Origin of the sequence: Paraburkholderia ginsengisoli NBRC 100965 (assembly GCF_000739735.1) — a bacterium.
GTDB classification, from domain to species: domain Bacteria; phylum Pseudomonadota; class Gammaproteobacteria; order Burkholderiales; family Burkholderiaceae; genus Paraburkholderia; species Paraburkholderia ginsengisoli.
In genome coordinates this window covers 1,054,778-1,077,079 of sequence record NZ_BBJF01000004.1, presented here as the reverse complement: position 1 = coordinate 1,077,079, position 22,302 = coordinate 1,054,778, and the positions used below count along the sequence as shown (strand labels likewise).

General features: G+C 65.1%; 20 protein-coding genes. 13 read left to right on the top strand and 7 right to left on the bottom strand.

What is annotated here, in order from left to right; all coding sequences use genetic code 11:
- Positions 1–193 precede the first annotated feature (193 nt).
- The 3 genes from BGI01S_RS08810 (at position 194) to BGI01S_RS08800 (ending at position 2,944) form a co-directional block, all read left to right on the top strand.
- Entirely contained in the window at positions 194–1,576 is a 1,383-nt protein-coding gene (locus BGI01S_RS08810; RefSeq protein ID WP_042324222.1) for an NCS2 family permease, read from the top strand.
- A gap of 182 nt (positions 1,577–1,758) precedes the next feature.
- Positions 1,759–2,139, top strand: a complete 381-nt coding sequence (locus BGI01S_RS08805) for an ArsR/SmtB family transcription factor (RefSeq protein ID WP_042324220.1) — start codon at positions 1,759–1,761, stop codon at positions 2,137–2,139.
- A 67-nt stretch (positions 2,140–2,206) separates the two neighbouring features.
- Positions 2,207–2,944 carry a DUF899 domain-containing protein gene (locus BGI01S_RS08800; RefSeq protein ID WP_042324219.1) on the top strand — a complete coding sequence of 246 codons (738 nt, stop codon included), beginning with the start codon at positions 2,207–2,209 and terminating at the stop codon, positions 2,942–2,944.
- Positions 2,945–2,972: 28 nt separating this feature from the next.
- Here BGI01S_RS08800 and BGI01S_RS08795 read toward each other — a convergent pair whose 3' ends face one another.
- Both BGI01S_RS08795 and BGI01S_RS08790 read right to left on the bottom strand, forming a co-directional pair.
- Positions 2,973–3,155, bottom strand: a complete 183-nt coding sequence (locus tag BGI01S_RS08795; protein WP_042324216.1) for a hypothetical protein — start codon at positions 3,153–3,155, stop codon at positions 2,973–2,975.
- A 118-nt stretch (positions 3,156–3,273) separates the two neighbouring features.
- Complete coding sequence (locus BGI01S_RS08790; protein WP_042324214.1) at positions 3,274–4,200, bottom strand: NAD-dependent epimerase/dehydratase family protein; 927 nt, start codon at positions 4,198–4,200, stop codon at positions 3,274–3,276.
- 105 nt (positions 4,201–4,305) lie between these two features.
- On the opposite strand from BGI01S_RS08790, the gene BGI01S_RS08785 reads away from it, so the two are divergent.
- From BGI01S_RS08785 to hutG, 8 genes are all read left to right on the top strand, one after another.
- Positions 4,306–5,202: a LysR family transcriptional regulator gene (locus BGI01S_RS08785; protein ID WP_042324212.1), complete on the top strand. Its 897-nt coding sequence runs from the start codon at positions 4,306–4,308 to the stop codon at positions 5,200–5,202.
- A gap of 410 nt (positions 5,203–5,612) precedes the next feature.
- Entirely contained in the window at positions 5,613–7,133 is a 1,521-nt protein-coding gene (gene hutH, locus BGI01S_RS08780; protein WP_042324210.1) for a histidine ammonia-lyase, read from the top strand.
- 36 nt (positions 7,134–7,169) lie between these two features.
- Positions 7,170–7,865, top strand: coding sequence for a histidine utilization repressor (gene hutC / locus BGI01S_RS08775; protein WP_042324208.1), 696 nt, complete (start codon positions 7,170–7,172; stop codon positions 7,863–7,865).
- 66 nt (positions 7,866–7,931) lie between these two features.
- Positions 7,932–9,620, top strand: a complete 1,689-nt coding sequence (hutU, locus tag BGI01S_RS08770; RefSeq protein ID WP_042324206.1) for a urocanate hydratase — start codon at positions 7,932–7,934, stop codon at positions 9,618–9,620.
- Between the two features lie 20 nt (positions 9,621–9,640).
- Entirely contained in the window at positions 9,641–10,279 is a 639-nt protein-coding gene (locus BGI01S_RS08765) for a HutD/Ves family protein (RefSeq protein WP_042324204.1), read from the top strand.
- Between the two features lie 97 nt (positions 10,280–10,376).
- Entirely contained in the window at positions 10,377–11,600 is a 1,224-nt protein-coding gene (gene hutI / locus BGI01S_RS08760; RefSeq protein WP_042324202.1) for an imidazolonepropionase, read from the top strand.
- A gap of 47 nt (positions 11,601–11,647) precedes the next feature.
- Entirely contained in the window at positions 11,648–13,045 is a 1,398-nt protein-coding gene (locus BGI01S_RS08755) for a formimidoylglutamate deiminase (RefSeq protein ID WP_042324200.1), read from the top strand.
- Positions 13,046–13,142: 97 nt separating this feature from the next.
- Entirely contained in the window at positions 13,143–13,955 is an 813-nt protein-coding gene (gene hutG / locus BGI01S_RS08750; protein WP_042324198.1) for an N-formylglutamate deformylase, read from the top strand.
- A gap of 313 nt (positions 13,956–14,268) precedes the next feature.
- Here hutG and BGI01S_RS31005 read toward each other — a convergent pair whose 3' ends face one another.
- Positions 14,269–14,403 (bottom strand): hypothetical protein, encoded by a 135-nt coding sequence (locus BGI01S_RS31005; RefSeq protein WP_255219733.1) that lies wholly within the window; start codon positions 14,401–14,403, stop codon positions 14,269–14,271.
- A gap of 345 nt (positions 14,404–14,748) precedes the next feature.
- Here BGI01S_RS31005 and BGI01S_RS08745 point away from each other — a divergent pair, with 345 nt between their 5' ends.
- Together BGI01S_RS08745 and BGI01S_RS08740 are read left to right on the top strand one after the other, a co-directional pair.
- Positions 14,749–15,414, top strand: a complete 666-nt coding sequence (locus BGI01S_RS08745) for a hypothetical protein (protein ID WP_042324196.1) — start codon at positions 14,749–14,751, stop codon at positions 15,412–15,414.
- Positions 15,415–15,519: 105 nt separating this feature from the next.
- Complete coding sequence (locus BGI01S_RS08740) at positions 15,520–17,445, top strand: DUF3857 domain-containing transglutaminase family protein (RefSeq protein WP_042324530.1); 1,926 nt, start codon at positions 15,520–15,522, stop codon at positions 17,443–17,445.
- Between the two features lie 70 nt (positions 17,446–17,515).
- On the opposite strand, the gene BGI01S_RS08735 is transcribed toward BGI01S_RS08740, so the two are convergent.
- From BGI01S_RS08735 to glgA, 4 genes are all read right to left on the bottom strand, one after another.
- The gene (locus tag BGI01S_RS08735; RefSeq protein WP_042324195.1) at positions 17,516–18,667 is read right to left on the bottom strand and encodes a branched-chain amino acid ABC transporter substrate-binding protein; all 1,152 of its coding nucleotides are present in this window, start codon (positions 18,665–18,667) and stop codon (positions 17,516–17,518) included.
- Positions 18,668–19,068: 401 nt separating this feature from the next.
- Entirely contained in the window at positions 19,069–19,530 is a 462-nt protein-coding gene (locus BGI01S_RS08730; protein ID WP_042324193.1) for a hypothetical protein, read from the bottom strand.
- Between the two features lie 129 nt (positions 19,531–19,659).
- The gene (gene pdxY / locus BGI01S_RS08725) at positions 19,660–20,526 is read right to left on the bottom strand and encodes a pyridoxal kinase PdxY (protein ID WP_042324191.1); all 867 of its coding nucleotides are present in this window, start codon (positions 20,524–20,526) and stop codon (positions 19,660–19,662) included.
- Between the two features lie 307 nt (positions 20,527–20,833).
- Positions 20,834–22,294, bottom strand: a complete 1,461-nt coding sequence (gene glgA, locus BGI01S_RS08720; RefSeq protein WP_042324190.1) for a glycogen synthase GlgA — start codon at positions 22,292–22,294, stop codon at positions 20,834–20,836.
- Between the last annotated feature and the right edge of the window lie 8 nt (positions 22,295–22,302).

Below are 22,302 nucleotides of genomic sequence, written 5' to 3'. Positions count from 1 at the left end.
GCCATCCATGCGATTGGAGACATATTTGTGGTGTCCTACATTTCGAGGCAACAAAGCGGGACAAACGACCGAGCCAGGCGAGCGAGGCGACCCGCGCGAAGTATCTCGCACTAAAAATCAACTCAACGAGACGAACCCTGACGACGGCCGTATCGACGGCCGTTTCAGCATGCTGATAAAGGAGGCACTCATCATGATGGAACCCCACGCCCAGGCGATCACCGAAGTCGCGACCGAATCGTTCGACGGAAAGGGCCTGCTCGACCGCTACTTCGACATCTCGGCGCGCGGCAGCTCGCAGCGTCAGGAGATCGTCGCGGGCATCACGACTTTTCTCGCGATGGTCTATTCCGTGTTCGTCGTGCCGGGCATGTTCGGCAAAGCGGGCTTCGACACCAGCGCGGTGTTCGTCGCGGTGTGTCTGACGACCGCGTTCGGCTCGCTGCTGATGGGCGTGTGGGCGCGCCTGCCGATCGCGATCGGCTGCGCGATTTCGCTGACCGCGTTCACCGCGTTCGGCCTCGTGCTCGGCAAGGGCTTGCAGCCGAACGTCGCGCTCGGCGCGGTGTTCCTGATGGGCGTGGTGTTCACCGCGATCTCGGTGACGGGGGTGCGCTCGTGGATCCTGCGCAATCTGCCGACCGGGATCGCGCACGGCACGGGCATCGGCATCGGCCTGTTTCTGCTGCTGATCGCCGCCAACGACGTCGGTCTCGTCGTGAAGAATCCGGGCGCGGGTTTGCCGGTGTCGCTCGGGCATATCACCGCGTTGCCGGCGCTGATGTCGGTGGCGGGGCTGGCGGCGATTTTCGGTCTCGTGCGACGTCGCGTGCCGGGCTCGATCCTGATCGTGATCGTCGCGATCTCGGCGATCGCGCTCGCGATCGATCCGGCCGTGTCGTTCCACGGCCTATTCGCGGTGCCGTCGCTGAGCGCGCCGGGCCATGCGTCGCTGATCGGCGCGATGGACATCAAGGGCGCGCTGTCGATGGCCGTGCTGCCCAGCGTGCTCGCGCTCGTGATGACCGCCGTGTTCGACGCGACCGGCACGATCCGCGCGGTCGCGGGACAGGCGGGCCAGCTCGATGAGAACGGTCGCATCATCAACGGTGGCCGTGCGTTGACCGCCGATTCGCTCAGTTCGATTTTCTCGGGACTGCTCGGCGGCGCGCCGGCGGCAGCGTATATCGAATCGACGGTCGGCGTCGCGGCCGGTGCGAAGACCGGCATGGCGGCGGCGGTGGTCGGGCTGCTGTTCCTCGGCGTGATGTTCTTCTCGCCGCTCGCGAGTCTCGTGCCTTCGTATGCGACGGCGCCGGCCTTGATGTATGTCGGGCTGCTGATGCTGTCGAACGTTAGCAAGCTGCATATGGACGATATGGTCGACGCGATGTCGGGGCTGATGTGCGCGGTGTTCATCGTGCTGACCGCGAATATCGTGACCGGCATCATGCTCGGTTTCGCGACGCTCGTGATCGGCCGCGTGGTGAGCGGCGAGTATCGCAAGCTGAATGTGGGCACGGTGGTGATCGCGGTCGTGCTGGTGGGATTTTATCTGGGCGGCTGGGCGATCTGATGGTTTGGATGTCCGTGCGTGGCGCGGGCATGGAGTGAATGTAGTCGGTTGTTCTCCACCTTCGACGCGGTGTGCCGCAATGCCTGATCTGCGGCGCGCCGCGTTTCCTTTTTCAGGCGCGCGATTCACACGCGAGAAAACCTGTCCTTGACATTCCACTGCCCGTTTCTATACTTAACCTCATGGTTAAGTATAACGAAGCGCTGCTCGATCGCACCTTCGCCGCGTTGTCGGACCCGACGCGGCGCGCATTGCTCGCGCGGCTGTCGGAGCGCGAGCTGTCGGTCAGCGAACTCGCCGAGCCGTTTGCGATGTCGTTGCCCGCCGTGATGAAGCATCTCGACGTGCTGTCCGGCGCCGGTCTGATCACGCGCAGCAAAACGGGCCGCACCGTTGCGTGCCGTCTATGTGCCGGACCCATGGAGGAAGCGCTGGAATGGCTCGGCCGTTATCAGCACTTCTGGTCGGAGTCGCTCGATCGTCTTGCCGCGTTGGTCGAAGAGGCGCCCGCGCCACGTGCGCCCAGGGCTGCCGCGCGCGGAAGGGGTCGGCGAAAAAAATAGTTCGACATGCCAGGGATTGGTTCGGATGTGTATGACTCAACTGCATATGGCAGACAAGGAGACGCAGATGGAACCGCAACACCGCATCGGCACGAGAGAAGAATGGCTGGCCGCGAGTCGCGCACTGCTCGCGCAAGAGAAAGCACACATGCGCGCCGGTGACGAACTCGCCCGCAAACGCCGCGCGCTGCCATGGGTCAAGGTCGACAAGACTTACTGGTTCGACACGCCGCAGGGCCGCGAGACGCTCGCCGATCTGTTCGACGGCCGCAGCCAACTGATCGTTTATCACTTCATGCTGGGCCCGGATTGGGAAGAGGGCTGTGTCGGCTGCTCGTTCCTGTCGGATCACATGACGGGCATCCTCACGCATCTGGAGCATCACGACGTGTCGTACGTGACGGTATCGCACGCGCCGCTCGCGAAGATCGAGGCCTTCAGGCAGCGCATGGGGTGGACCTTTCCGTGGGTGTCGTCGAGCGGAAGCGATTTCAATTTCGACTACCACGTGTCGTTCACGCCCGAGCAACTGGCCAGCAAAAAGGCGTTCTACAACTTCACCGAGCAGGACGTCGGCATCGACGAGCAGCACGGCCATAGCGTGTTCTACAAGGACGGCAACGGCGACGTATTCCACACCTATTCGTGCTACGGACGCGGCGACGAACGCTTCATCAACACGTACGCGCATCTGGACGTCACACCGAAGGGGCGCAACGAAACGAACAGTCTGACCGACTGGGTCAGGCATCACGATCGTTACGAAGAAGAGAAGCGCGGCGGATGCGCCGCATGCGGTTCGTGAGCGGAGGAGTGCGGCTCGCTTCGGCGCATCAGAGCGCCATATCGAACGCCGGCTTGAGAAAAAATTCTATCGCCATCACGGCGAGACCCATCGCGGCCGCGCTCAGCGTCAACACGCCGTATTCGTCGTAACGTGCGTCATACAGGCACGCTACGACGAACAGAATCGCCAGCAGGTTGGTCAGCCAGTCGAAGTTCAGCGCAAGGGTCATCGATAAAATCCGGGCTCATGTGCGACCCTGAGAGTCGAGTCGCACGGTCAGGTGAGCGCGATTCTAGCGAGCCGAGCTTACGGATTCGCAACGGTTGCCCTTACACGGTTTACACGACTTACGACGTCTTGCCGGCGGCCAGCATGTCGTGCTCGATCCAGTCGATCACGGACGTGCGCTTCGGTTGCCAGCCGAGTAAGCTGCGCGCGCGTTCGCCACGCACGCGGCTGTTCGATCCGAGTCCGTACGACGCCATTTCATAGCCCCATTCCTTTTGCGCTTCCGCGAGCGGCCAGTCTTGCGGCTCGCCGAGTTTCATCGCGCGCGCGATCGCGGCGCTCATGTCGCGGAACGACGCTTCGCCGCTTTCGACGAAGTAGAACGTGCCGGCCGGCGTCTTCTCCAACGCGAGGCGATAGAGTTCGGCGACGTCGTCGATATGCACGTTCGACCAGACGTTGCCGCCGCTGCCGACATGGCGCACCACGCCGCTCTTTTGCGCCTGACGCACGAGTCGCGGCAACTGCACGCTCGCGCTGCCGGCCACCGCGCCGTGACCGTAGATCAGCGTGTTGCACAGCACGGCGGCGCGGATGTTCTGCTGCGCCGCGTTGAGCACGAGCTGGTCGATCGCGACGCGCGGCGCCTTATCGGCGGTCGGCTCGGGCAGCGCGTCTTCGTGATAGATGCGTGCTCCATTTGCCCCAATCCCGGCTTCGCCGCCCGACGCATCGCCGACGATGCTCGAACCGCTCGTGTGCAGGAACGGCTTGCCGGAACCGGCGAGCCCTTCGATCAGCGCCTTCACCGCGCCTTCATGGTCGCTGCTTGCCGCGTTGATGACCGCGTCGGCGGCTTGCGCTTCGGCGATCAGCAACGCGCGGTCGTCGAGCGTGCCGATCACCGGCTCGATGCCGAGCCGTTGCAGTTCGGCGCTATGTTCGGGTTTGCGGATCAGGCCGCGTACGTGGTGGCCGGCGCGCACCAGATGCGCGGCGATCGAACCGCCGATAAAACCGCTTGCGCCCGTGATGAAAATCTTCAAGACGTTCTCCTTGGTGGAAACACGATGACAGGCAAGCAGTATCCGCCGTCTTGATTCTCGCAAAAAGCGTGTTAGTCTCAAATCAATCTTGATTTGAAATCAACAATGAAAACATCCACCGACGAGTTGCTGGTGTTCGTCACCGTGATCGACAGCGGCTCGATCACGGCGGCGGCCGAGAAGCTGGCGCAAACCGTCTCCGGCGTGAGCCGCGCGCTCACCCGCCTCGAAAAGAAACTCGACACCGCGCTCGTGCGTCGTACGACTCGCCGCTTGCAGCTGACCGAAGAGGGCGAGGCCTTCCTGCTGCGGGCGCGAGCCATTCTCGCCGCGATGGAAGAGGCCGAGGAATCTGTCGCACGCGGACGCGAGCGGCCATCGGGGCGCTTGCGCGTCGATGCGGCGTCGCCGTTCATGCTCCACTGCGTCGCGCCGCATATGACGGCGTTTTCGGCGCTGTATCCGGAGATTCGCCTGGAGCTGACCAGCAACGAGCGGATCGTCGATCTGCTCGAACAGAAGGTCGATATCGCGATCCGTATCGGCGCGTTGCAAGATTCCACGTTGCACGCGCGCGCGTTAGGCAGCAGCAAGCTGCGCGTGCTCGCGAGCCCGGCGTATCTGGCCGAATACGGCGAGCCGAAAACGGTGGACGCGTTGCGCGCGCATCGGCTGATCGGCTTCACCGCGCCCGAGCATCTGAACCGCTGGCCGCTGCGCGAAGGGCGCAAGAGTAAGGACGCCTCGTTGAAGATCGAGCCGGCGATCACCGCGTCGAGCGGCGAGACACTGCGGCAACTGGCGCTGTCGGGCTGGGGCATCGCCTGTCTCGCCGACTTCATGACGGCGGCCGACGTGCGCGACGAACGCCTCGTGCCGATTCTCGGCAACGTGCTCGCCGACGAGCGGCAGCCGGTGAGCGCGGTGTATTACCAGAGCGCGTCGCTCGCGGGGCGCGTGCAGTGCTTTCTGGATTTCATCGCGGCGCGCGTGAAGCTGTAGCGGCACGGTGGCCGTGCATTGACGTAGTTGGACGCTGTTGCACTCGCATGCGATGAGCCCGCTGCTCGCCAGAGCATGCGGGCTTTTTTTGCGCTCCGGGCAGGCTCTTCTATAACTCTCTTATCGGCCAACCGGCGACGGTCATGGAGAGCGCTGCACAGAATATTTTTGTCCGCATGGTGTCGCGTATTCTGAACGTGTATATACAAGTTAACCGTCCATGGACGGCGAGCCGCACAGCTCGAATGTCCCGGGCGAGCTAGACACCCGGGCCCAGCCGTCCAGTGGAAGCCAAGTAGGCGGCCTCCCGCTAATGGAAATCCCCAGGCCAAATTCTCGAAAAAGAAGTTGTATATACAAGACGCGGCCGCTAGACTTCTTCGAAATTGTATAGACAGGACAACGACACCATGATTCTGACACCCGGCTACCTGACCCTCCCGCAACTGCGCCAGATCGCGCGCGAACACGTCGCACTGCAACTCGATCCCGCCAGCCACGCCGCCATCGACGCGTGCGCGCAAGCCGTCGCCGACATCGCCGCGAAGGGCGAGCCGGCCTATGGCATCAACACGGGCTTCGGCCGGCTCGCCAGCACGCACATTCCGCGCGACCAGCTCGAACTGCTGCAACGCAATCTGGTGCTGTCGCACGCGGTCGGCGTGGGTGAGCCGATGTCGCGTCCGGTCGTGCGTCTGTTGATCGCGCTGAAGCTATCGAGCCTCGGCCGCGGCCACTCGGGTATCCGCCGCGAAGTGATGGAAGCGCTGATTACGCTGTACAACGCCGACGTGCTGCCGGTGATTCCGGTCAAGGGTTCGGTCGGCGCATCGGGCGACCTTGCGCCGCTCGCGCATATGTCGGCCACGCTGCTCGGCGTCGGCGAAGTGTTCGCGAAGGGCGAGCGTATGCCGGCCAACGAAGGCCTCGCGCTCGTCGGCCTGAAGCCGCTCACGCTGCAGGCGAAGGAAGGTCTCGCGCTGCTCAACGGCACGCAGGCATCGACCGCGCTCGCGCTCTACAACATGTTCGCGATCGAAGACCTGTATCGCACCGCGCTGGTGTCGGGCGCGTTGTCGGTGGACGCGGCGATGGGCTCGGTGAAGCCGTTCGACGCACGCATTCACGAACTGCGCGGCCATCAAGGTCAGATCGACGCGGCGGCGGCTTACCGCTCGCTGCTGGAAGGCTCGGGCATCAACGTGTCGCACGCCGATTGCGACAAGGTGCAGGACCCGTACAGCCTGCGCTGTCAGCCGCAAGTGATGGGCGCGTGTCTGGACCAGATGCGCCATGCCGCGAACGTGCTGCTGCTCGAAGCCAATGCGGTCTCCGACAATCCGCTGATTTTCCCGGACACCGGTGAAGTGCTGTCGGGCGGCAACTTCCACGCCGAGCCGGTCGCGTTCGCCGCCGACAATCTCGCGCTGGCCGCCGCCGAAATCGGCGCACTGGCCGAGCGCCGCATCGCGCTGTTGATCGACGCGACCCTGTCGGGCCTGCCGCCGTTCCTCGTGCGCGACGGCGGCGTGAACTCCGGCTTCATGATCGCTCACGTGACGGCCGCCGCGCTCGCGTCGGAAAACAAGACGCTCGCGCATCCGGCCTCGGTCGATTCGCTGCCCACGTCCGCGAACCAGGAAGACCATGTGTCGATGGCGACGTTCGCCGCGCGCAAGCTCGGCGACATCGCGGAGAACACGGCGAACATCCTGTCGATCGAACTGCTCGCCGCCGCGCAAGGCGTCGATCTGCGCGCGCCGCACAAGACCAGCCCGAGCTTGCAGAAAGTGATGGACGTGGTGCGTAAGGACGTCGCGCATTACGAGCTCGATCATTACTTCGCGCCGGACATCGCGGCGGTCACGAAGCTGGTGCAGGACGGCACGATCGGCAAACTGAGCCCGTTCTCGTTCGTCTCCGAACAGTAAGTTGAACAATAAGTGTCGAGCACGCGGATCAAGCCAATGAACGCTCCGGCTTATCAGGGCATCAAGGACTTCATCCTCGCGCGCATTCATGCGGGCGAGTGGGGTGAAGGCGACCAGGTGCCCTCCGAAAACGAGCTCGCGCGCGAATTCAACGTGGCGCGCATGACGGTCAATCGCGCGTTGCGCGAACTGACCTCGGAGCAGGTGCTCACGCGCGTGCAGGGCTCGGGCACCTTCGTCGCGCGTCCGAAGTACGAATCGACGTTGGTGGCGATCCGCAGTATCTCGGACGAAATCGTCGCGCGCGGTCATCGCTATCAGGCGAAGGTGCTGCACATCGGTGCGAGCATCGCTGACGAAGCGCTTGCCGAAGAGATGCAGGTGAGCGCGGGGAGTCCGGTGTTTCATTCGCGTGTGCTGCATTTCGAAAACGACGAGCCGGTGCAACTCGAAGAGCGCTGGGTCAATCCGGCGGTCGCGCCCGAGTACGCGTTGCAGGACTTCACGAACACCACGCCGAACCAGTACCTCGTGCGCGTCGCGCCGTTGCAGCGGGTCGAGTACCGGATCGAAGCGCTCGCAGCCGACGCCGACACGCGCGAGCTGCTGACGATGGACGAACTGGAGCCTTGCCTCGTGCTGCATCGGCGCACGTGGTCGCAAAGCCAGGTCGCGTCGATTGCGAATCTGTGGCATCCGGGCAGCCGCTACCGCTTCACCGGCCACTTCTGATCGCGCCGTTGCCGGATCTTTTTATTGAATCTCTTCCGAACATCTTCAAGCATTCCGAGGGCCATCATGAACAACCCGAAACACATCGACCCGCGACTCGACCCGACCCGCACGATCCGCGCCCCGCGCGGCGCGGAAAAGACCTGCAAGACGTGGATCGCGGAAGCCGCGTACCGGATGATCCAGAATAATCTGGACCCCGAAGTAGCCGAGCATCCGCACGCGCTCGTCGTGTACGGCGGCATTGGCCGCGCGGCGCGCAACTGGGATTGCTTCGATCAGATTCTGCAGTCGCTGAAGGACCTGGGTGAAGACGAGACGCTGCTGATTCAATCGGGCAAGCCGGTCGGCGTGTTCCGCACGCATGCGGACGCACCGCGCGTGCTGCTCGCCAACTCGAACCTGGTGCCGCATTGGGCGACATGGGAGCATTTCCACGAACTCGATCGCAAGGGCCTGATGATGTACGGGCAGATGACCGCGGGCAGCTGGATCTACATCGGCAGCCAGGGCATCGTGCAGGGCACCTACGAGACATTCTTCTCGGTGGCGAACCAGCATTTCAACGGCGACCCGAAGGGTCGCTGGATTCTGACGGGCGGCCTCGGCGGAATGGGCGGCGCCCAACCGCTCGCTGCGACGATGGCGGGCTTCTCGATGATCGCGGTCGAATGCGACGAGACGCGCATCGACTTCCGTCTGAAGACGCGCTACGTCGATAAGAAGGCGAAGACGCTGGACGAAGCGCTTGCGATGCTCGAGGAAGCGAAGCAAGCGGGCAAGCCGGTGTCGATCGGTCTGCTCGGCAATGCCGCCGACGTGTTCGCCGAGTGCGTGGCGCGCGGCATCACGCCGGACTGCGTAACCGACCAGACGAGCGCGCACGATCCGATTCACGGCTACCTGCCACAAGGCTGGAGCGTCGAAGACTGGCGCGAGCGTATGAAAACCGCGCCGGACAGCATCGTGACGCCGGCCAAGCAGTCGATGGCTAAACAGGTGCAGGCGATGTTGACGCTGCAGGAGCGCGGCGCGGCTACGCTCGACTACGGCAACAACATCCGTCAGATGGCGCTGGAAATGGGCGTCGAAAACGCATTCGATTTCCCGGGCTTCGTGCCCGCGTATATCCGGCCGCTGTTTTGCGAAGGCAAGGGGCCATTCCGCTGGGTCGCGCTGTCGGGCGACCCCGAGGATATCTACAAGACCGATGCGAAGGTCAAGGAGTTGATCCCCGACGATCCGCATCTGCACAACTGGCTCGATATGGCGCGCGAACGCATCGCGTTCCAGGGTCTGCCGGCACGGATCTGCTGGGTCGGCGTGAAGGATCGCTATCGTCTGGGCCAGGCGTTCAACGAGATGGTGAAAAACGGCGAGCTGAAGGCGCCGATCGTGATCGGTCGCGATCACCTCGACACCGGTTCGGTGGCGAGCCCGAATCGCGAAACCGAATCGATGAAGGACGGCTCGGACGCCGTCAGCGACTGGCCGCTGCTCAACGCGCTGTTGAACACGGCGGGCGGTGCGTCGTGGGTATCGCTGCATCACGGCGGCGGGGTCGGCATGGGCTTCAGCCAGCACTCGGGTGTCGTGATTGTCGCGGACGGCACGGATGCGGCGCGCGAACGCCTCGGCCGCGTGCTGTTCAACGACCCGGCCACCGGCGTGATGCGTCACGCGGATGCGGGCTATGAACTCGCGCAGCAGACCGCGCGCGAGGCGGGCCTCAATCTGCCGATGCTGGGCCGCTAATCGTGATGGATGTGAGCAGCATGGCGACGCTCACGCTGATTCGCGGCGCCGACCTCGTGGCGGCGCCATGGAAAAACGGCGGCGGCGTCACGCGTGAGGTGGCGGCGTTTCCTGCGAACTCGGGGCTTAACGACTTTGCGTGGCGCGTGAGCATCGCCGACGTTGCGCAGGCCGGGCCGTTCTCGCGTTTCGAGGGCATCGACCGCACGCTGGTGTTGTTGTCCGGCGCGGGGATGGTGCTCGACGAAGCGGACGCCGATGAAGCGGACGGCCCGCGCATCGTGAAGTCGCACGCGCTGATGCAGGCGCTCGACATCGCACGTTTCGATGGTGCCGCGCGGATCGATGCGCGTCTCGTCGACGGCGCGACGCGCGACTTCAACCTGATGGTGCGGCGTGACGCGGCGCACGCTGAACTCGACGTGTGGCGCGAAGCATCGAAGCACGGCGAGCAGCACGACACGCGGCGCACCTTTTCCGCCGACGTCGTGCTGCTGTTCTGCGCGAGCGCTTCGGTCACGCTCACGCTAGCGGGCGCGAAAGCACTGCAACTCGAAACCGGCGACACGCTGCGCATCGACTCGCCGAACGCGCTGCATTGCGCACTTGAGGGGGCGGGTGCGGTGCTCGCAATCAGCATCCGCTACACGCGACGATGACGACGCTTCGCATGCGCGCCTCCACGCAGCACCGGAGCGCGCGCACGCGAATCATCACCGACACGCAACAAGCAGAACAGGCAGAAACGGGCACGCGATGAAGCAAACCGTCTGGCATCACCTGAAACTTTGCCCGCAGGGCGACCCTCGACACACGTTCGCCGATGCCGCGATCGCCGTCGAGGACGGCCGCATCGCGTGGCTCGGTGCGGCCTCCGACTTACCCGCTCACTATGCCGCGTGGCCGCGCGAAGAACTGCACGGCGCATGGGTGACGCCGGGCCTCGTCGATTGTCATACGCATCTCGTGTACGGCGGCCAGCGCGCGGACGAATTCGCGCAGCGCCTCGCGGGCGTCAGCTATGAGGAAATCGCGCGGCAGGGCGGCGGCATCGTCTCGACGGTGCGTGCCACGCGCGCCGCGGACGAAGCCACGCTGTTCCGGCAAGCGGCGGCGCGACTCGAACCGCTGCTCGCCGAAGGCGTGACGGCCGTCGAAATCAAATCCGGCTACGGCCTCGATCTCGCCAGCGAGCGCAAGATGCTGCGCGTCGCGCGGCAGTTGGGCGAACGCTATCCGGTGACGGTCTACACGACGTTCCTCGGTGCGCACGCGTTGCCGCCAGAATTCGCGGGTCGCGCGGACGCGTATATCGACGAAGTCTGCAACACGATGCTGCCCGCGCTCGCCGACGAAGGCCTCGTCGATGCGGTCGACGTGTTCTGCGAGCGCATCGGCTTTTCACTGGAACAAAGCGAGCGCGTGTTCAATGCGGCCGAGCGCTACAGGCTGCCGGTAAAGATGCATGCCGAGCAGTTGTCGAACGGCGGCGGCACGGCGCTCGCGGCACGCCATCGCGCGCTGTCCGCCGACCACCTCGAGTTCCTCGACGAAGCCGGCGTCGCCGCGATGAAGGAGGCGGGCACAGTGGCCGTGCTGTTGCCGGGCGCGTATTACTTCATCCGCGAGACGCAGTTGCCGCCGCTCGACTTGCTGCGGCGTTACGAGGTGCCGATTGCGATTTCGACCGACAGCAACCCCGGCACGTCGCCCGCGACGTCGTTGTTGTTGATGATGAACATGGCGACCACGCTGTTCCGCATGACCGTGCCCGAGGTGCTGCAAGGCGTGACCGCGCATGCGGCGCGCGCGCTCGGCAAAGCGGACACGCACGGCGCGCTGCAAGCCGGACGCGCGGCCGATTTCGCGGTGTGGTCGGTCGATTCGCTGGCCGAGCTGGCTTACTGGATCGGGCGACCGTTGTGCGCGCGCGTCGTGCGCGCGGGCGAGACCGTTTATACGCGGCGGGACCGAAGCTAACCCCCACGCCTGGGACCCGAGCCAAGACCTGAGAGACGACTTAAGCGATGACGCAATCGAATCAAGCGCTGTTTGCCGACCACGCGTACCTGCCCGACGGTTGGCGCCGCAACGTGCTGCTGGAGTGGGACGCGCACGGCACGTTGACGGCGGTCACGCCGGATGCTCCGGCCTTGCCCGCGGGCGTGCGCAAAGCGGCCGGTCCGATATTGCCTGGCATGCCGAACCTTCATTCGCACGCGTTCCAGCGCGCGATGGCCGGCCTCACCGAATATCGCGCGGCATCCGGCACGGGCGCCACCGACAACTTCTGGAGCTGGCGCGACCTGATGTACCGCTTCGCCGCGCGCATCACGCCGGAAGGGCTCGCGAGTGTCGCGCAGTGGCTGTACATCGAAATGCTGAAGGCGGGCTATACGTCGGTGTGCGAGTTCCACTACGTGCATCACGCACCCGACGGCGGCCGTTACGCGAATCAGGCGGAGCTTGCGCAACGCGTGGTGGATGCGGCGTCGGCGAGCGGCATCGGCATGACGATGCTGCCGGTGCTGTATCAGTACAGCGGCTTCGGCTCGCGCGCGCCGCGCGACGATCAGCGGCGCTTCATCAATACGCCGGAGAGCCTGCTCGATCTGCTCGGCACACTACGGACGGCGCGTCCCGAGAGCGCTGCGCTGCGTTACGGCGTGGCGCCGCATTCGTTGCGCGCGGTGTCGGCGGATTCGTTGCGCGCGCTGCTCCGCGGGATCGACGCCGATGCGCCGGTGCATATCCATATCGCCGAACAGACCGCCGAGGTCGACGCGTGCATCGAAACCGAAGGCGCGCGTCCGGTGCAATGGCTGCTGGATCGTTTCGATGTCGACAGCCGCTGGTGTCTCGTGCACGCGACCCACGTCGACGCGAACGAAACGCTGGCGCTCGCGAGGAGCGGCGCGGTGGCCGGTTTGTGCCTGATTACCGAAGCCAATCTCGGCGACGGCATTTTTCCCGCGCAAGAATATCTCGACGCGCAAGGGCGCATCGGCGTCGGCTCGGACAGCCATATCGGCGTCGACTGGCGCGCCGAATTGCGGCTGCTCGAATATGGCCAGCGTTTGACGCGCCGGCAACGCAACGTGCTGGCGTCGGCGCAGGCCACGCATGTCGCGGACCGTCTGTTCGACGCCGCGCTCGACGGCGGCGCGCACGCGACCGGTCGCGCGGTCGGCGCGTTGCAGGCCGGCCGCCGCGCGGACTGGCTCGTGCTCGACGCCGATCATCCGAGCATCGCCGAGCATGCGAGTGACGCGTGGCTCTCGGGTGTCGTATTCTGCGAGCACGGCGAGACGCCGATTCGCGACGTCTACGCGGGCGGCGACAAGGTCGTCGAGAACCGCAGGCATCGCGATGAAGAGGGCGCTTACGCGCGCTATCGTGTGGCGCTCGCGGAACTGCTCAAGTGAAATGGTGCAGATGAGCGACGCATGGGTAGCGTGCTTCAATGGCTCGCCGCCCATGCGCTGCTGATGCGCCGAACTGAACCTTCGATTCCGGACTGACATGACCGCACCCAACACTCCGCCGGTTTTCTCGCTGCATCAGGGAAGCCTGCCGCTGCTGATCTCGATCCCGCATCTGGGCACGCAGATTCCCGCCGACATCGCTGCGACGATGACCCCGGCCGTGCAACGCACCGACGATTGCGACTGGCACCTCGACCGTCTCTATGCGTTCGCCAAACGCATGGGCGCATCGATTCTCGCGCCCACCTACGCGCGCTACGTGATCGATCTGAACCGTCCACCCGATGGCGCGAACCTCTATCCGGGGCAGGACACCACCGGTCTCCTGCCGGTCGACACGTTCGACAAGGAGCCGTTGTATCTCGACGGCCATTTGCCTGACGACGCCGAAGTCGCGCGCCGTCGCGACGCCTACTGGAAGCCGTATCACGATGCATTGAGCGGCGAGCTTGCGGCGCTCAAAGCGAAACACGGCAAGGTGCTGCTGTGGGAAGCGCATTCGATCCGCTCGCAGGTGCCGCGTTTTTTCCAGGGACGTCTGCCGGATTTCAACTTCGGCACGTCGAATGGCGCGAGCGCGGCGGCGGGCATGGGCGAGGCGTTGGCCGCTGTCGTCGAACGGCACGGTGGCTATACGGCGGTCGCCAACGGCCGCTTCAAGGGCGGCTACATCACGCGGCAATATGGACAGCCCGAGCAACGCGTGCATGCCGTACAGCTCGAACTATCGCAGATCACGTATATGGAAGAACAACTGCCGTATGCGTATGACGAAACGCGCGCGGCGAAGGTCGAGCCGTTGCTCGAAGCGTTGATGACGACGGCGTTGGCGCGCGTCGAAGCGGTTTGAAAGGCGGCGTCAAGTTCATCAGGTTCCATCAGGCTCGCGTGAAGACGGCACCGCCACTGCCGCTCACGCAATCTGTTCACCACGCGAGTGACGCCACTGCGCTCCAGCGCCTTGCCGCGTCCGCGTCGGCCGATACCGCCAAGGTGTAACAGCATGTGTCTGTGATTGCGCGCCGGTGCTTTCACGCGGAAGGTAGAGCGCGTCGAACGTCGTTCCGCGCTGTGCCGCGTCGAAGTCATCGGCAAAAAAAAAGCCCCGCTCGTGCGGGGCTTTGCGATGCGTGCCGTGCCCAGGCGGGCACAGCATCGCCACCTTAGTGGCAGCGCTTTTCCCAGTGATGGTGAACGCGCACCTTGTGGCATTCGCGATGATGCTCATACGCTTGCGCGGGAGCGATTGCGCTCAAGGTGACGACAGCGGCGGCCATGGCGAGAACGATTTTTTTCATTACAAAACCCTTAAGTCAATGTTGTGGAGCTACCGATCCAGCACGAGACGTGCCGCATCGGCACGCAAGCATGCCACATTGCGGGCGTCGAGCGTAGGAACACTGTGCGAATGTGTGTGTCAATGCAACACGCGGCACGTCGCGAGCGCCTGCAGTCGGGCGGCGGCGCGCGTGAGCGTGTATTTTCGTTACAACGGCGGCCATGTGTGCCAGGCAGCACACAATCAGCACAGCCAGGCTCACGCCGGGATTGCGTGTCACGCAGTGAAGCGGCTACCCTTTCAAAACGATGACGTGCGCGAGCGTGTCGTCACTACATCGGGCAACAAGATGGAAGACCCAGCGATGGAAGATTCCGACGAATTGCTGCTCCCGGTCTGGCGAGCAAACCTGGTGCTGCTGACCCGCGAGGTCGGCGCGGCGACCCGTCTCGCGCGCATGATGACCTTCTCCGCGAGCTACCTGAAACTGATGCTGTCCGGTCAGCGCGAATTCAGCGAGGAATTCGTGCGCGGGATCGAGGCGGTCACCGGTTTGCCGAACGGCTGGATGAACGTGCCGCACACGGGGCAAGAGATACCACCGAACGCGCGCGAGGCGATCGACAACGAACAGCCGCTCGCGCGTTTTCGCGGCACCGCGCATCCGGTGCGCAAGAAGACCGTGCTGCGGCCGCCCGAGCCGATCTTCGGACAGCCGGGGCCGGCGAAGCGCGTCGAGGAAGAAACGCTCGACGTGGAAGCGCACCGGCGTCAGGCGCATTTCCGCAAGGTCCGCGAGCTGGCGATTCAGGACGTGCGACGGTTCGAGCGGCATCTGAGTCATGCACCGGTCGAGTTGTCGTCGATGCGCGCGAAGGTGGAGGAGGTGATCGCCGCCGCCGATCTCGACGACCCGATCCAGGCCGACCTCGCGGGCCGGCTCGAACAGATCGAGAAGCATCGCCACCTGCTGCTCAGGCATGTGGAGCGGCTGCAGGCTTTGTTGGGGCATCTCGGCGAAACGGATTGAGGGGCGCGGCATGCATCGGGGGGCGCAAGCGATCGCTGTTCGATCACGCGGGTCCGACCGCCGACGAGACGCCGCGTGGCGCGCGCGGGGCAGGGCGCGCCGCCTATGACGGCGCGCATTGCGTCGCTCGCACTGACCGCTGCTTCGACGCTGGCCGCGTGCGCCGTCTTCACCTGTGCGGCCTGCGCTTTCGCGACGCTCGCCCACGCGGACGACGCCACGCCCGCCGATCCCGACCGCGCGCCATCCACGATGGAAAGCGACGTGCACCTGTTCACGATCCAGAAAGACGGCTCGATCGAGGAACACGACGACACCATCCTGCGTGCCAACACGACGAGCGGCGTCGACGACATCGCGCAACGCTATGTGTGGTTCAACAAGGACATCGAACAGGTGGAGCTGCTGGCCGCCGAAACCTTCGACCGCAACGGCATCGCGCATCCGGTCGGCCCCGAGGCGATCCGCGACGTGCAGGAGCCGCGCTCGGCCGGCGCGCCGAGTTTCGAGGACGGGGTGTTGCGCACGGTGATCTTCCCCGCCGTCGAGCCCGGGGCGCGCGTGCATCTGGCGTTTCGCAAGACCCGCACGAAGCCGCTGCAGGCGGGCACCTTCGCGTACCTGGTCGAGCCGACGCGCGATCCGGTTGAGTTGCAGCGGCTGATCTTCGATCTACCCGAAGACGTGCCGCTTTACGCCGACGCGCGCGGCTACACGGCGGTGCCGCCGGTCACGGTCAATGGCCGCACGCGCTACGAGTTCGACTACCGGCATGGGCCGTATGCGCCGCTCGAAGCGGGCGCGGTCGGCTACGCGAACTGGGGCGACCGGCTGATGGTGTCGACTGTGCCGGACTTCGCGAGCTTCGCCGCGCGCTATCGCGGACCCGCCGCCGACGCGACGATCGACGACCCCGCCATCGCGCGGCTCGCACAAAGCCTGACGGCCAACCTCGCCGATCCGCGCGCGAAAGCTCAGGCGCTGTACGACTGGATGCGCCTGAACATCCGCTACGTCGCGTTGTTTCTCGGCGAGACAGCGGCGATTCCGCACAAGGCGACCGACATCCTGCGCAACCGCTACGGCGACTGCAAGGACCACGTCGCGTTGTACGGCGCATTGCTGGCCGCGGTGGGCATCCGCAGCGAGGCGGTGCTGCTCAATCTCGGGCCGTACTACAGCTTGCCCGACGTGCCAGGCTACGGCGCGAGCGCGATCAATCACGCGATTATCTGGATTCCTGAATTGTCGTTGTTCGCCGACACGACCGCGGGCGGCACGGCCTTCGGCTATCTGCCGCCTGGCGTGATGGACCGGCCCGTGCTGCTGGTCGGCGAAGGCGTGCTGTCGCGCACGCCGGCCACGCAGCCGCGCGAGCGCTCGGCGCGCCTGCAGATCGACGTCGATGAAAGCGGCAGCGCGAATTACGCTTACCGAGTCGAAGATGCGGGCTTCACCGCCGAGGTCGAGCGCAACACGTTCCGGCGCGCGACCCGGCAGCGCACGCAGCAGATCGCGGCGAACCGTCTGTTGCTCACCGGGCTGCATGGCACCGCGCAGCTGCGTACCGACGACGTCGCCGCGACCGTCGGACCCTTTGCCACGTCGATGCAGGGCAGCGTCGCGCATTTCGTGTGGCAGGACGGCACGACGGCGGTGCCCGCGCTGACGAGCCTGTCCGGCGGAATGGGCTCGCAGGTGCAGACGTGGCTCGCCGAGCCGGCGCGCACGCAGCCGTGGGCCTGCATCGGCGCGGAGTTCGACGAGACGCTGGAGATGACGCTGCCGCGCTTTGTCCGCGTGACGGATTTACCCGCCGATACGGCGGTGCAGGACCGCTTTCTGACATTCTCTTCGCGCTACAGCTTCGATCCCGCGACGCGGATGCTGCAGGTCAGCCGCCATCTGCGCGCCGCGTTCGGCCATCAGATGTGTTCGGCCGACGAGTTCGCCGGGATGAAGGACGACCTCGTGCGGATCGAGCGCGATCTCGACGCCGAGCTGGTGGTGAAAGCGGCGAAGGTGAAATAGCGGCCCTGGCGCGACACAATGCCAGGGCCACACGCGCGTCATCGAACACGGCCGGCGCAATTCAAGCGCTTCAGGTCCCGCTCTTCGTGACGATCGGCACCCACGCGCCGTTCTTCACCTGATACAGCGTCGAGGCACCGCTCTTCAACGCGCCTGTGTTGTCGAACGAAATCTTGCCAGTCACGCCTTCGAAATCGATCGCCTTCAGTACCGGCCGATACGCCGACGGCGAACTCGACTTCGCCTGCTGCATCGCCTTGATCGCGGCCCACGCGCCGTCATAGCCGAACGGCGCATACGACAGGATGTCTTCACCGAAGCGCTTCTTGAACTTCGCGGAGAAGTCCTTGCCGCCGGGCAATTGCGCGAGCGGGCGGCCGTATTCCCACGCCATCACGCCGTCGGCCGAATCGCCGGCGAGCTTGATGAAGTCCGGGTCCATCACGCCGCCGCCGCCCACGAGTTGCGCGTTCAGGCCCAGTTGCTTCATGCGCCGCGCGAAGCCGGCCGCCTGATTATCCAGGCCGCCAAAAAACACGAGGTCCGCGTTGGTCCCCTTGATCTTGGTGATTTGCGTGCTGAAGTCCACCGCGTGATTGTCGGTGTACTCGCGCGCGACGATCGTGCCGCCGTGCGCCTTCACCGCCTTCTCGAACTCATCGGCTTCGCCCTGGCCGAACGCGGTCCGGTCGTCGATGATCGCGATGCGTTTGGCCTTGGTCACATCCACCGCGTACGCGCCCGCGTTGCCGGCGTTCTGCCCGTCGGTGGAAATCACCATGAAGGTGTTGGCAAAGCCGCGGCCGGTGATGATCGGATTGGTGGCGGCCGGGTCGATCACCGGAATGCCAGCCTGTTCATAGACCTGCGACGCGGGAATCGTGGTGCCCGAATTGAAGTGGCCCACGACCGCCGACACGCCCGAGTCGACCAGCTTCTGCGCGGCCTGCACGCCGATGCGCGGGTCGGCCTGATCGTCCTGCGAGATCAGCTGGAATTGCGCGACCTTGTCGCCGATCTTGATCTTCTGCGCGTTGGCTTCTTCGATCGCGAGCCGGACACCGTTTTCCAGGTCCTTGCCGTAGCCGGCATTGGCGCCTGTCAGCGGCGCGGCAAAGCCGATCTTCACCGGCAGGTCGTCGGCGAAACCGCTCAGCGGCGCGACCGCGAAGAGGGCGCCCGCGACCAGGGCAAGCGGTTTCAGCGTGTTGCGAAGACTCATGGTCTCTCCTTCCATCGACAGTTTCAGGGTGTGAAAGCGGCAAGACGGTAACGCTGGATCGACACGCGGGCCGAGGCTTCGCCTCGCGCGTATCGAGAGACTACGAATGATCGGACGCCATAAACAAGGCTGGAATACGCGCAGTGCGTTCAGCGGCGTTTATGCGCGCAGTCAATCTGGCGCGAATATAGAAAGCCAATTTGCCGTCGTCTTGGCAGTTCGAGGCGCTTTGGATGAGCATTTCGGCACAGGCCGCGCAGTGTGCGGGCGGGCAGCCGTGAGGGACGGCGTGTGAGGTGCCGATTGCGGCATATGCTTAAGAAGCCGGCGCGAGCGCGCCGGCGGCGTTGCTTAGGTGTTGCCCGGGTGTTGTTTTGCGGATGCTTCGCGCGGCAAAGCGCTCAACGCTCGCCTTGCTGGCGCAACAGCTCTTCACGCAGACGCAGCAGTGGCGCCTTGGTGTCGTCGTCGGCCCAGGTGTCGAGATCGTCGATCGCGCGCTGGCAGCCGTCGAGTACCAGGTCGATGTCGACCGGCACGCCGTTGTTCAGGGCGAATTCGATGGTCTCGGCGAACTGCTGGCATTCGTCCTCGCCGTACGAGATGTCGAGATTGTCCGCGATCACTTCGGCGATGTTGCTGCGCGCCTTGTCGTCGGGCGTCACCATGTCGACGATGCCGCGCGCGACGGCCGGCGAGTAGTACAGCGCGATGTCGAGCCACTGCGCCGGATCGAAATCGGCCTGGTCGAACTGGTTCTCGAAGTACTCGATTGCTTCCTGTTCGTGCGCTTCGTCGGCGTCGACGCTGATGCACAACTGCTCAAAAAATTCTTCCCGCTCGCTGCGGATATAACCGTCCATCGATGCCTCGTCTGCTGAATGCCGGATGCGTGAGAAATGCCATGCGGACGGGCGCTGCCTCGTCCACGCGGCACGCATTATAGGACGGCCGGCTGACAGACGCGGTTTGCGGCGCGGCGGGCGGGCGACTCAGGCGGTCTCCGCGACCCATGCGTCGAACCACTCGCGCGGCTGCGCGATGTCGTTCTGCGCGGCCACCAGTTCGAGCTCGTAGCGCCCGGCCTGCCAGGTCGCCTTGACCACCGCGTTTACGGCGGCGAGCGTGTGCTCGAAGGCCGCGCGAATCGAATCGCCGAGCAGCGTGCGCGCGACGAACACCGCGCTCGTCAGATCGCCGACCCCGACCGGCTGCCGCGCGAACGGATAGAGCGGGCGTTGACCCATCCACGCCTCGCGCTCGGTGACGACCAGCATGTTGAAGCGGTCGGCGGGACTGTTGCGGTCGAGCAGATGCTTGACCAGCACCAGCTTCGGCCCGCGCGCGATGACTTCGCGGCACGCCGTCACCGCTTCTTCGAGCGTCTCGATCTCGCGGCCCACCAGCCGTTGCAACTCGGTATGGTTCGGCGCCATTGCATCGGCCGCTTCCGGCATCGTGCGCACCAGAAATTCCTGGATGCCCGGCTCGACCTTGCAGCCGCTCGCGGCGCCCATCACTGGATCGCAGAAATACCACGCGCGCGGATTGGCGGCCTTCACGGCCTTGACGATCTCCAGCACCGACTGCGCCTGTTCGGGCGTGCCCAGATAGCCGGAGAGCACCGCGTCGCAGCGCGGCAGCATGCCGATCGCGCCGATGCCTTCGACGAGATCCTCCATCTGCGATGCATCGATCGCGCTGCCGGTCCAATGGCCGTATTGCGTGTGGTTCGAGAACTGCACGGTGTTGAGCGGCCACACGTTGACGCCGAGCCGGCGCATCGGAAACACGGCCGCGCTGTTGCCGGCGTGCCCGAAAACGACATGTGACTGGATGCTCAGAACGTTTTTCGTCATGGTATGGCCCGCGCAAGCGATGTGGCGCGTTTTAGAGGTCACAGGAAAGAGTGCGCCGCGCTGGGGATCCGGGATGGACCGATCGCCTTGCTCGGCAGGACTGCTTCAGATGGTGCAAGAAAAATGCGCAGTTTGCATTGTCAGGAAACAATACATGAGTTTGGCGCGCGCGAGTCGATCCGTCCCCGTGTTGTTGCGTCGAACCATCAAAACAGAGAGAGGAGGGGGATCGACGGCCGGGGTTGGGGCGATGGAGCGATGCGGCAATGCGGCGACGAGGTACGTCGGGCCGGGGCAAAACTTGCCCTTAAACCAGCTCCCGGTACAACGTCAGATATCGCTCCGCCGACGCCCCCCAGCCAAAGTCCTGGCGCATCGCGCGCCGCTGGGTCGCCTTCCACTCGGTGCGCCGGCCATACAGCGCGAACGCGCGGCGAATCGCGGCGGCGAGCCCCTTCGGTTCGAACCGTTCGAACACGAAGCCGGTGGCGAGGTCGTCGGCGAGGTTTTCGAGCGACGCGTCCGTGACCGTGTCGGCGAGGCCGCCCACGCAGTGCACGAGCGGCAGCGAGCCATACGCGAGCGCATACAGCTGCGTCAGCCCGCACGGCTCGAAACGCGACGGCACCGCGATCACGTCGCTACCCGCGACGATCGTATGCGCGAGCGTTTCGTCGAAGCCGAGCTCCACCGCGACCGACTCCGGATGCGTCTGCGCGACGCGTTTCAGGCCGTTCTCCAGCGCCGGGTCGCCGGTGCCGAACACGACCAGCTGCCCGCCGCGTTTGACGATCTCGGGCACCGCGCCCAGCAGCAGATCGAGGCCCTTCTGTTCGGTCAGACGGCTCACCACGCCGAACAGCAGCGCGTCGTTTTTCTGCGCCAGGCCGAAGCGCTTTTGCAGCGCCTCCTTGCAGGCGATTTTGCCGGCGAGGCGCGTGGCGCTGTAATGCGTGTCGAGCAGCGTGTCGCTGGCGGGATTCCACACCGCGTAATCGACGCCGTTGAGGATGCCGCTCAGATCGTGCGAGCGATGGCGCAGCAACGCGTCGAGCCCGCCGCCCTGGGCGAGCGTCTGGATTTCGCGGGCATAGGTCGGGCTGACGGTCGTGATGCGGTCGCTGTAGTAGAGCCCGGCCTTCAGGAACGACAACTGCCCGTAGAACTCGATGCCGTACATGCTGAAGAAATCGTCCGGCAGCGCGAGCTGGCCGAACTGATGCGCGGGGAACACGCCCTGATACGCGAGGTTGTGCACCGTGAACACGCTGCGCGCGAACGAGCGGCCGTGCTGGCGCTCGGCCGCCTTCAGGTAGGCGGGCGCGAGACCCGCGTGCCAGTCGTGCGCGTGGACGATCTGCGGCGACCACGCCGGGTCGAGTTGCTGCGCCAGTTGCGCGGCGACCCAGCCGAGCAGCGCGAAACGTTGCGCGTTGTCGCCGTAGGGTACGTGCTCGTCGTTCAGATATGGGTTGCCGGGGCGGTCGTAGAGCGTATCGGCGCGGATCACGTAGACGATCAGACCGTTGGACGGCAACGTGCCCCGTTCGAGCGTCACCTTCGGTGTGTCGAAACGGCGCCCCAGTTGCGCGACCGGATGCAGGTCGGCGAGACCCGCGAGCACGGCCGGAAAGCCGGGCAGCAGCACGCGCACGTCGGCGCCGCGCTCGATCAGCGCAGGCGGCAGCGCGCCCGCGACGTCGGCGAGACCGCCCGTTTTGAGGAGGGGATACAGCTCGCTTGCGACGTGCAGCGCGCGAATCGTCATAGGCCGGG

Coding starts and splice junctions, on each gene's coding strand:
- hutG (WP_042324198.1), top strand. CDS start 13,143: ATGACCGCACCCAACACTCCGCCGGTTTTCTCGCTGCATCAGGGAAGC.
- BGI01S_RS31005 (WP_255219733.1), bottom strand. CDS start 14,403: ATGAAAAAAATCGTTCTCGCCATGGCCGCCGCTGTCGTCACCTTGAGC.
- BGI01S_RS08810 (WP_042324222.1), top strand. CDS start 194: ATGATGGAACCCCACGCCCAGGCGATCACCGAAGTCGCGACCGAATCG.
- hutU (WP_042324206.1), top strand. CDS start 7,932: ATGAACAACCCGAAACACATCGACCCGCGACTCGACCCGACCCGCACG.
- hutI (WP_042324202.1), top strand. CDS start 10,377: ATGAAGCAAACCGTCTGGCATCACCTGAAACTTTGCCCGCAGGGCGAC.
- BGI01S_RS08745 (WP_042324196.1), top strand. CDS start 14,749: ATGGAAGATTCCGACGAATTGCTGCTCCCGGTCTGGCGAGCAAACCTG.
- BGI01S_RS08765 (WP_042324204.1), top strand. CDS start 9,641: ATGGCGACGCTCACGCTGATTCGCGGCGCCGACCTCGTGGCGGCGCCA.
- BGI01S_RS08805 (WP_042324220.1), top strand. CDS start 1,759: ATGGTTAAGTATAACGAAGCGCTGCTCGATCGCACCTTCGCCGCGTTG.
- BGI01S_RS08795 (WP_042324216.1), bottom strand. CDS start 3,155: ATGACCCTTGCGCTGAACTTCGACTGGCTGACCAACCTGCTGGCGATT.
- BGI01S_RS08755 (WP_042324200.1), top strand. CDS start 11,648: ATGACGCAATCGAATCAAGCGCTGTTTGCCGACCACGCGTACCTGCCC.
- BGI01S_RS08730 (WP_042324193.1), bottom strand. CDS start 19,530: ATGGACGGTTATATCCGCAGCGAGCGGGAAGAATTTTTTGAGCAGTTG.
- hutC (WP_042324208.1), top strand. CDS start 7,170: ATGAACGCTCCGGCTTATCAGGGCATCAAGGACTTCATCCTCGCGCGC.
- BGI01S_RS08740 (WP_042324530.1), top strand. CDS start 15,520: ATGACGGCGCGCATTGCGTCGCTCGCACTGACCGCTGCTTCGACGCTG.
- hutH (WP_042324210.1), top strand. CDS start 5,613: ATGATTCTGACACCCGGCTACCTGACCCTCCCGCAACTGCGCCAGATC.
- pdxY (WP_042324191.1), bottom strand. CDS start 20,526: ATGACGAAAAACGTTCTGAGCATCCAGTCACATGTCGTTTTCGGGCAC.
- BGI01S_RS08735 (WP_042324195.1), bottom strand. CDS start 18,667: ATGAGTCTTCGCAACACGCTGAAACCGCTTGCCCTGGTCGCGGGCGCC.
- glgA (WP_042324190.1), bottom strand. CDS start 22,294: ATGACGATTCGCGCGCTGCACGTCGCAAGCGAGCTGTATCCCCTCCTC.
- BGI01S_RS08800 (WP_042324219.1), top strand. CDS start 2,207: ATGGAACCGCAACACCGCATCGGCACGAGAGAAGAATGGCTGGCCGCG.
- BGI01S_RS08785 (WP_042324212.1), top strand. CDS start 4,306: ATGAAAACATCCACCGACGAGTTGCTGGTGTTCGTCACCGTGATCGAC.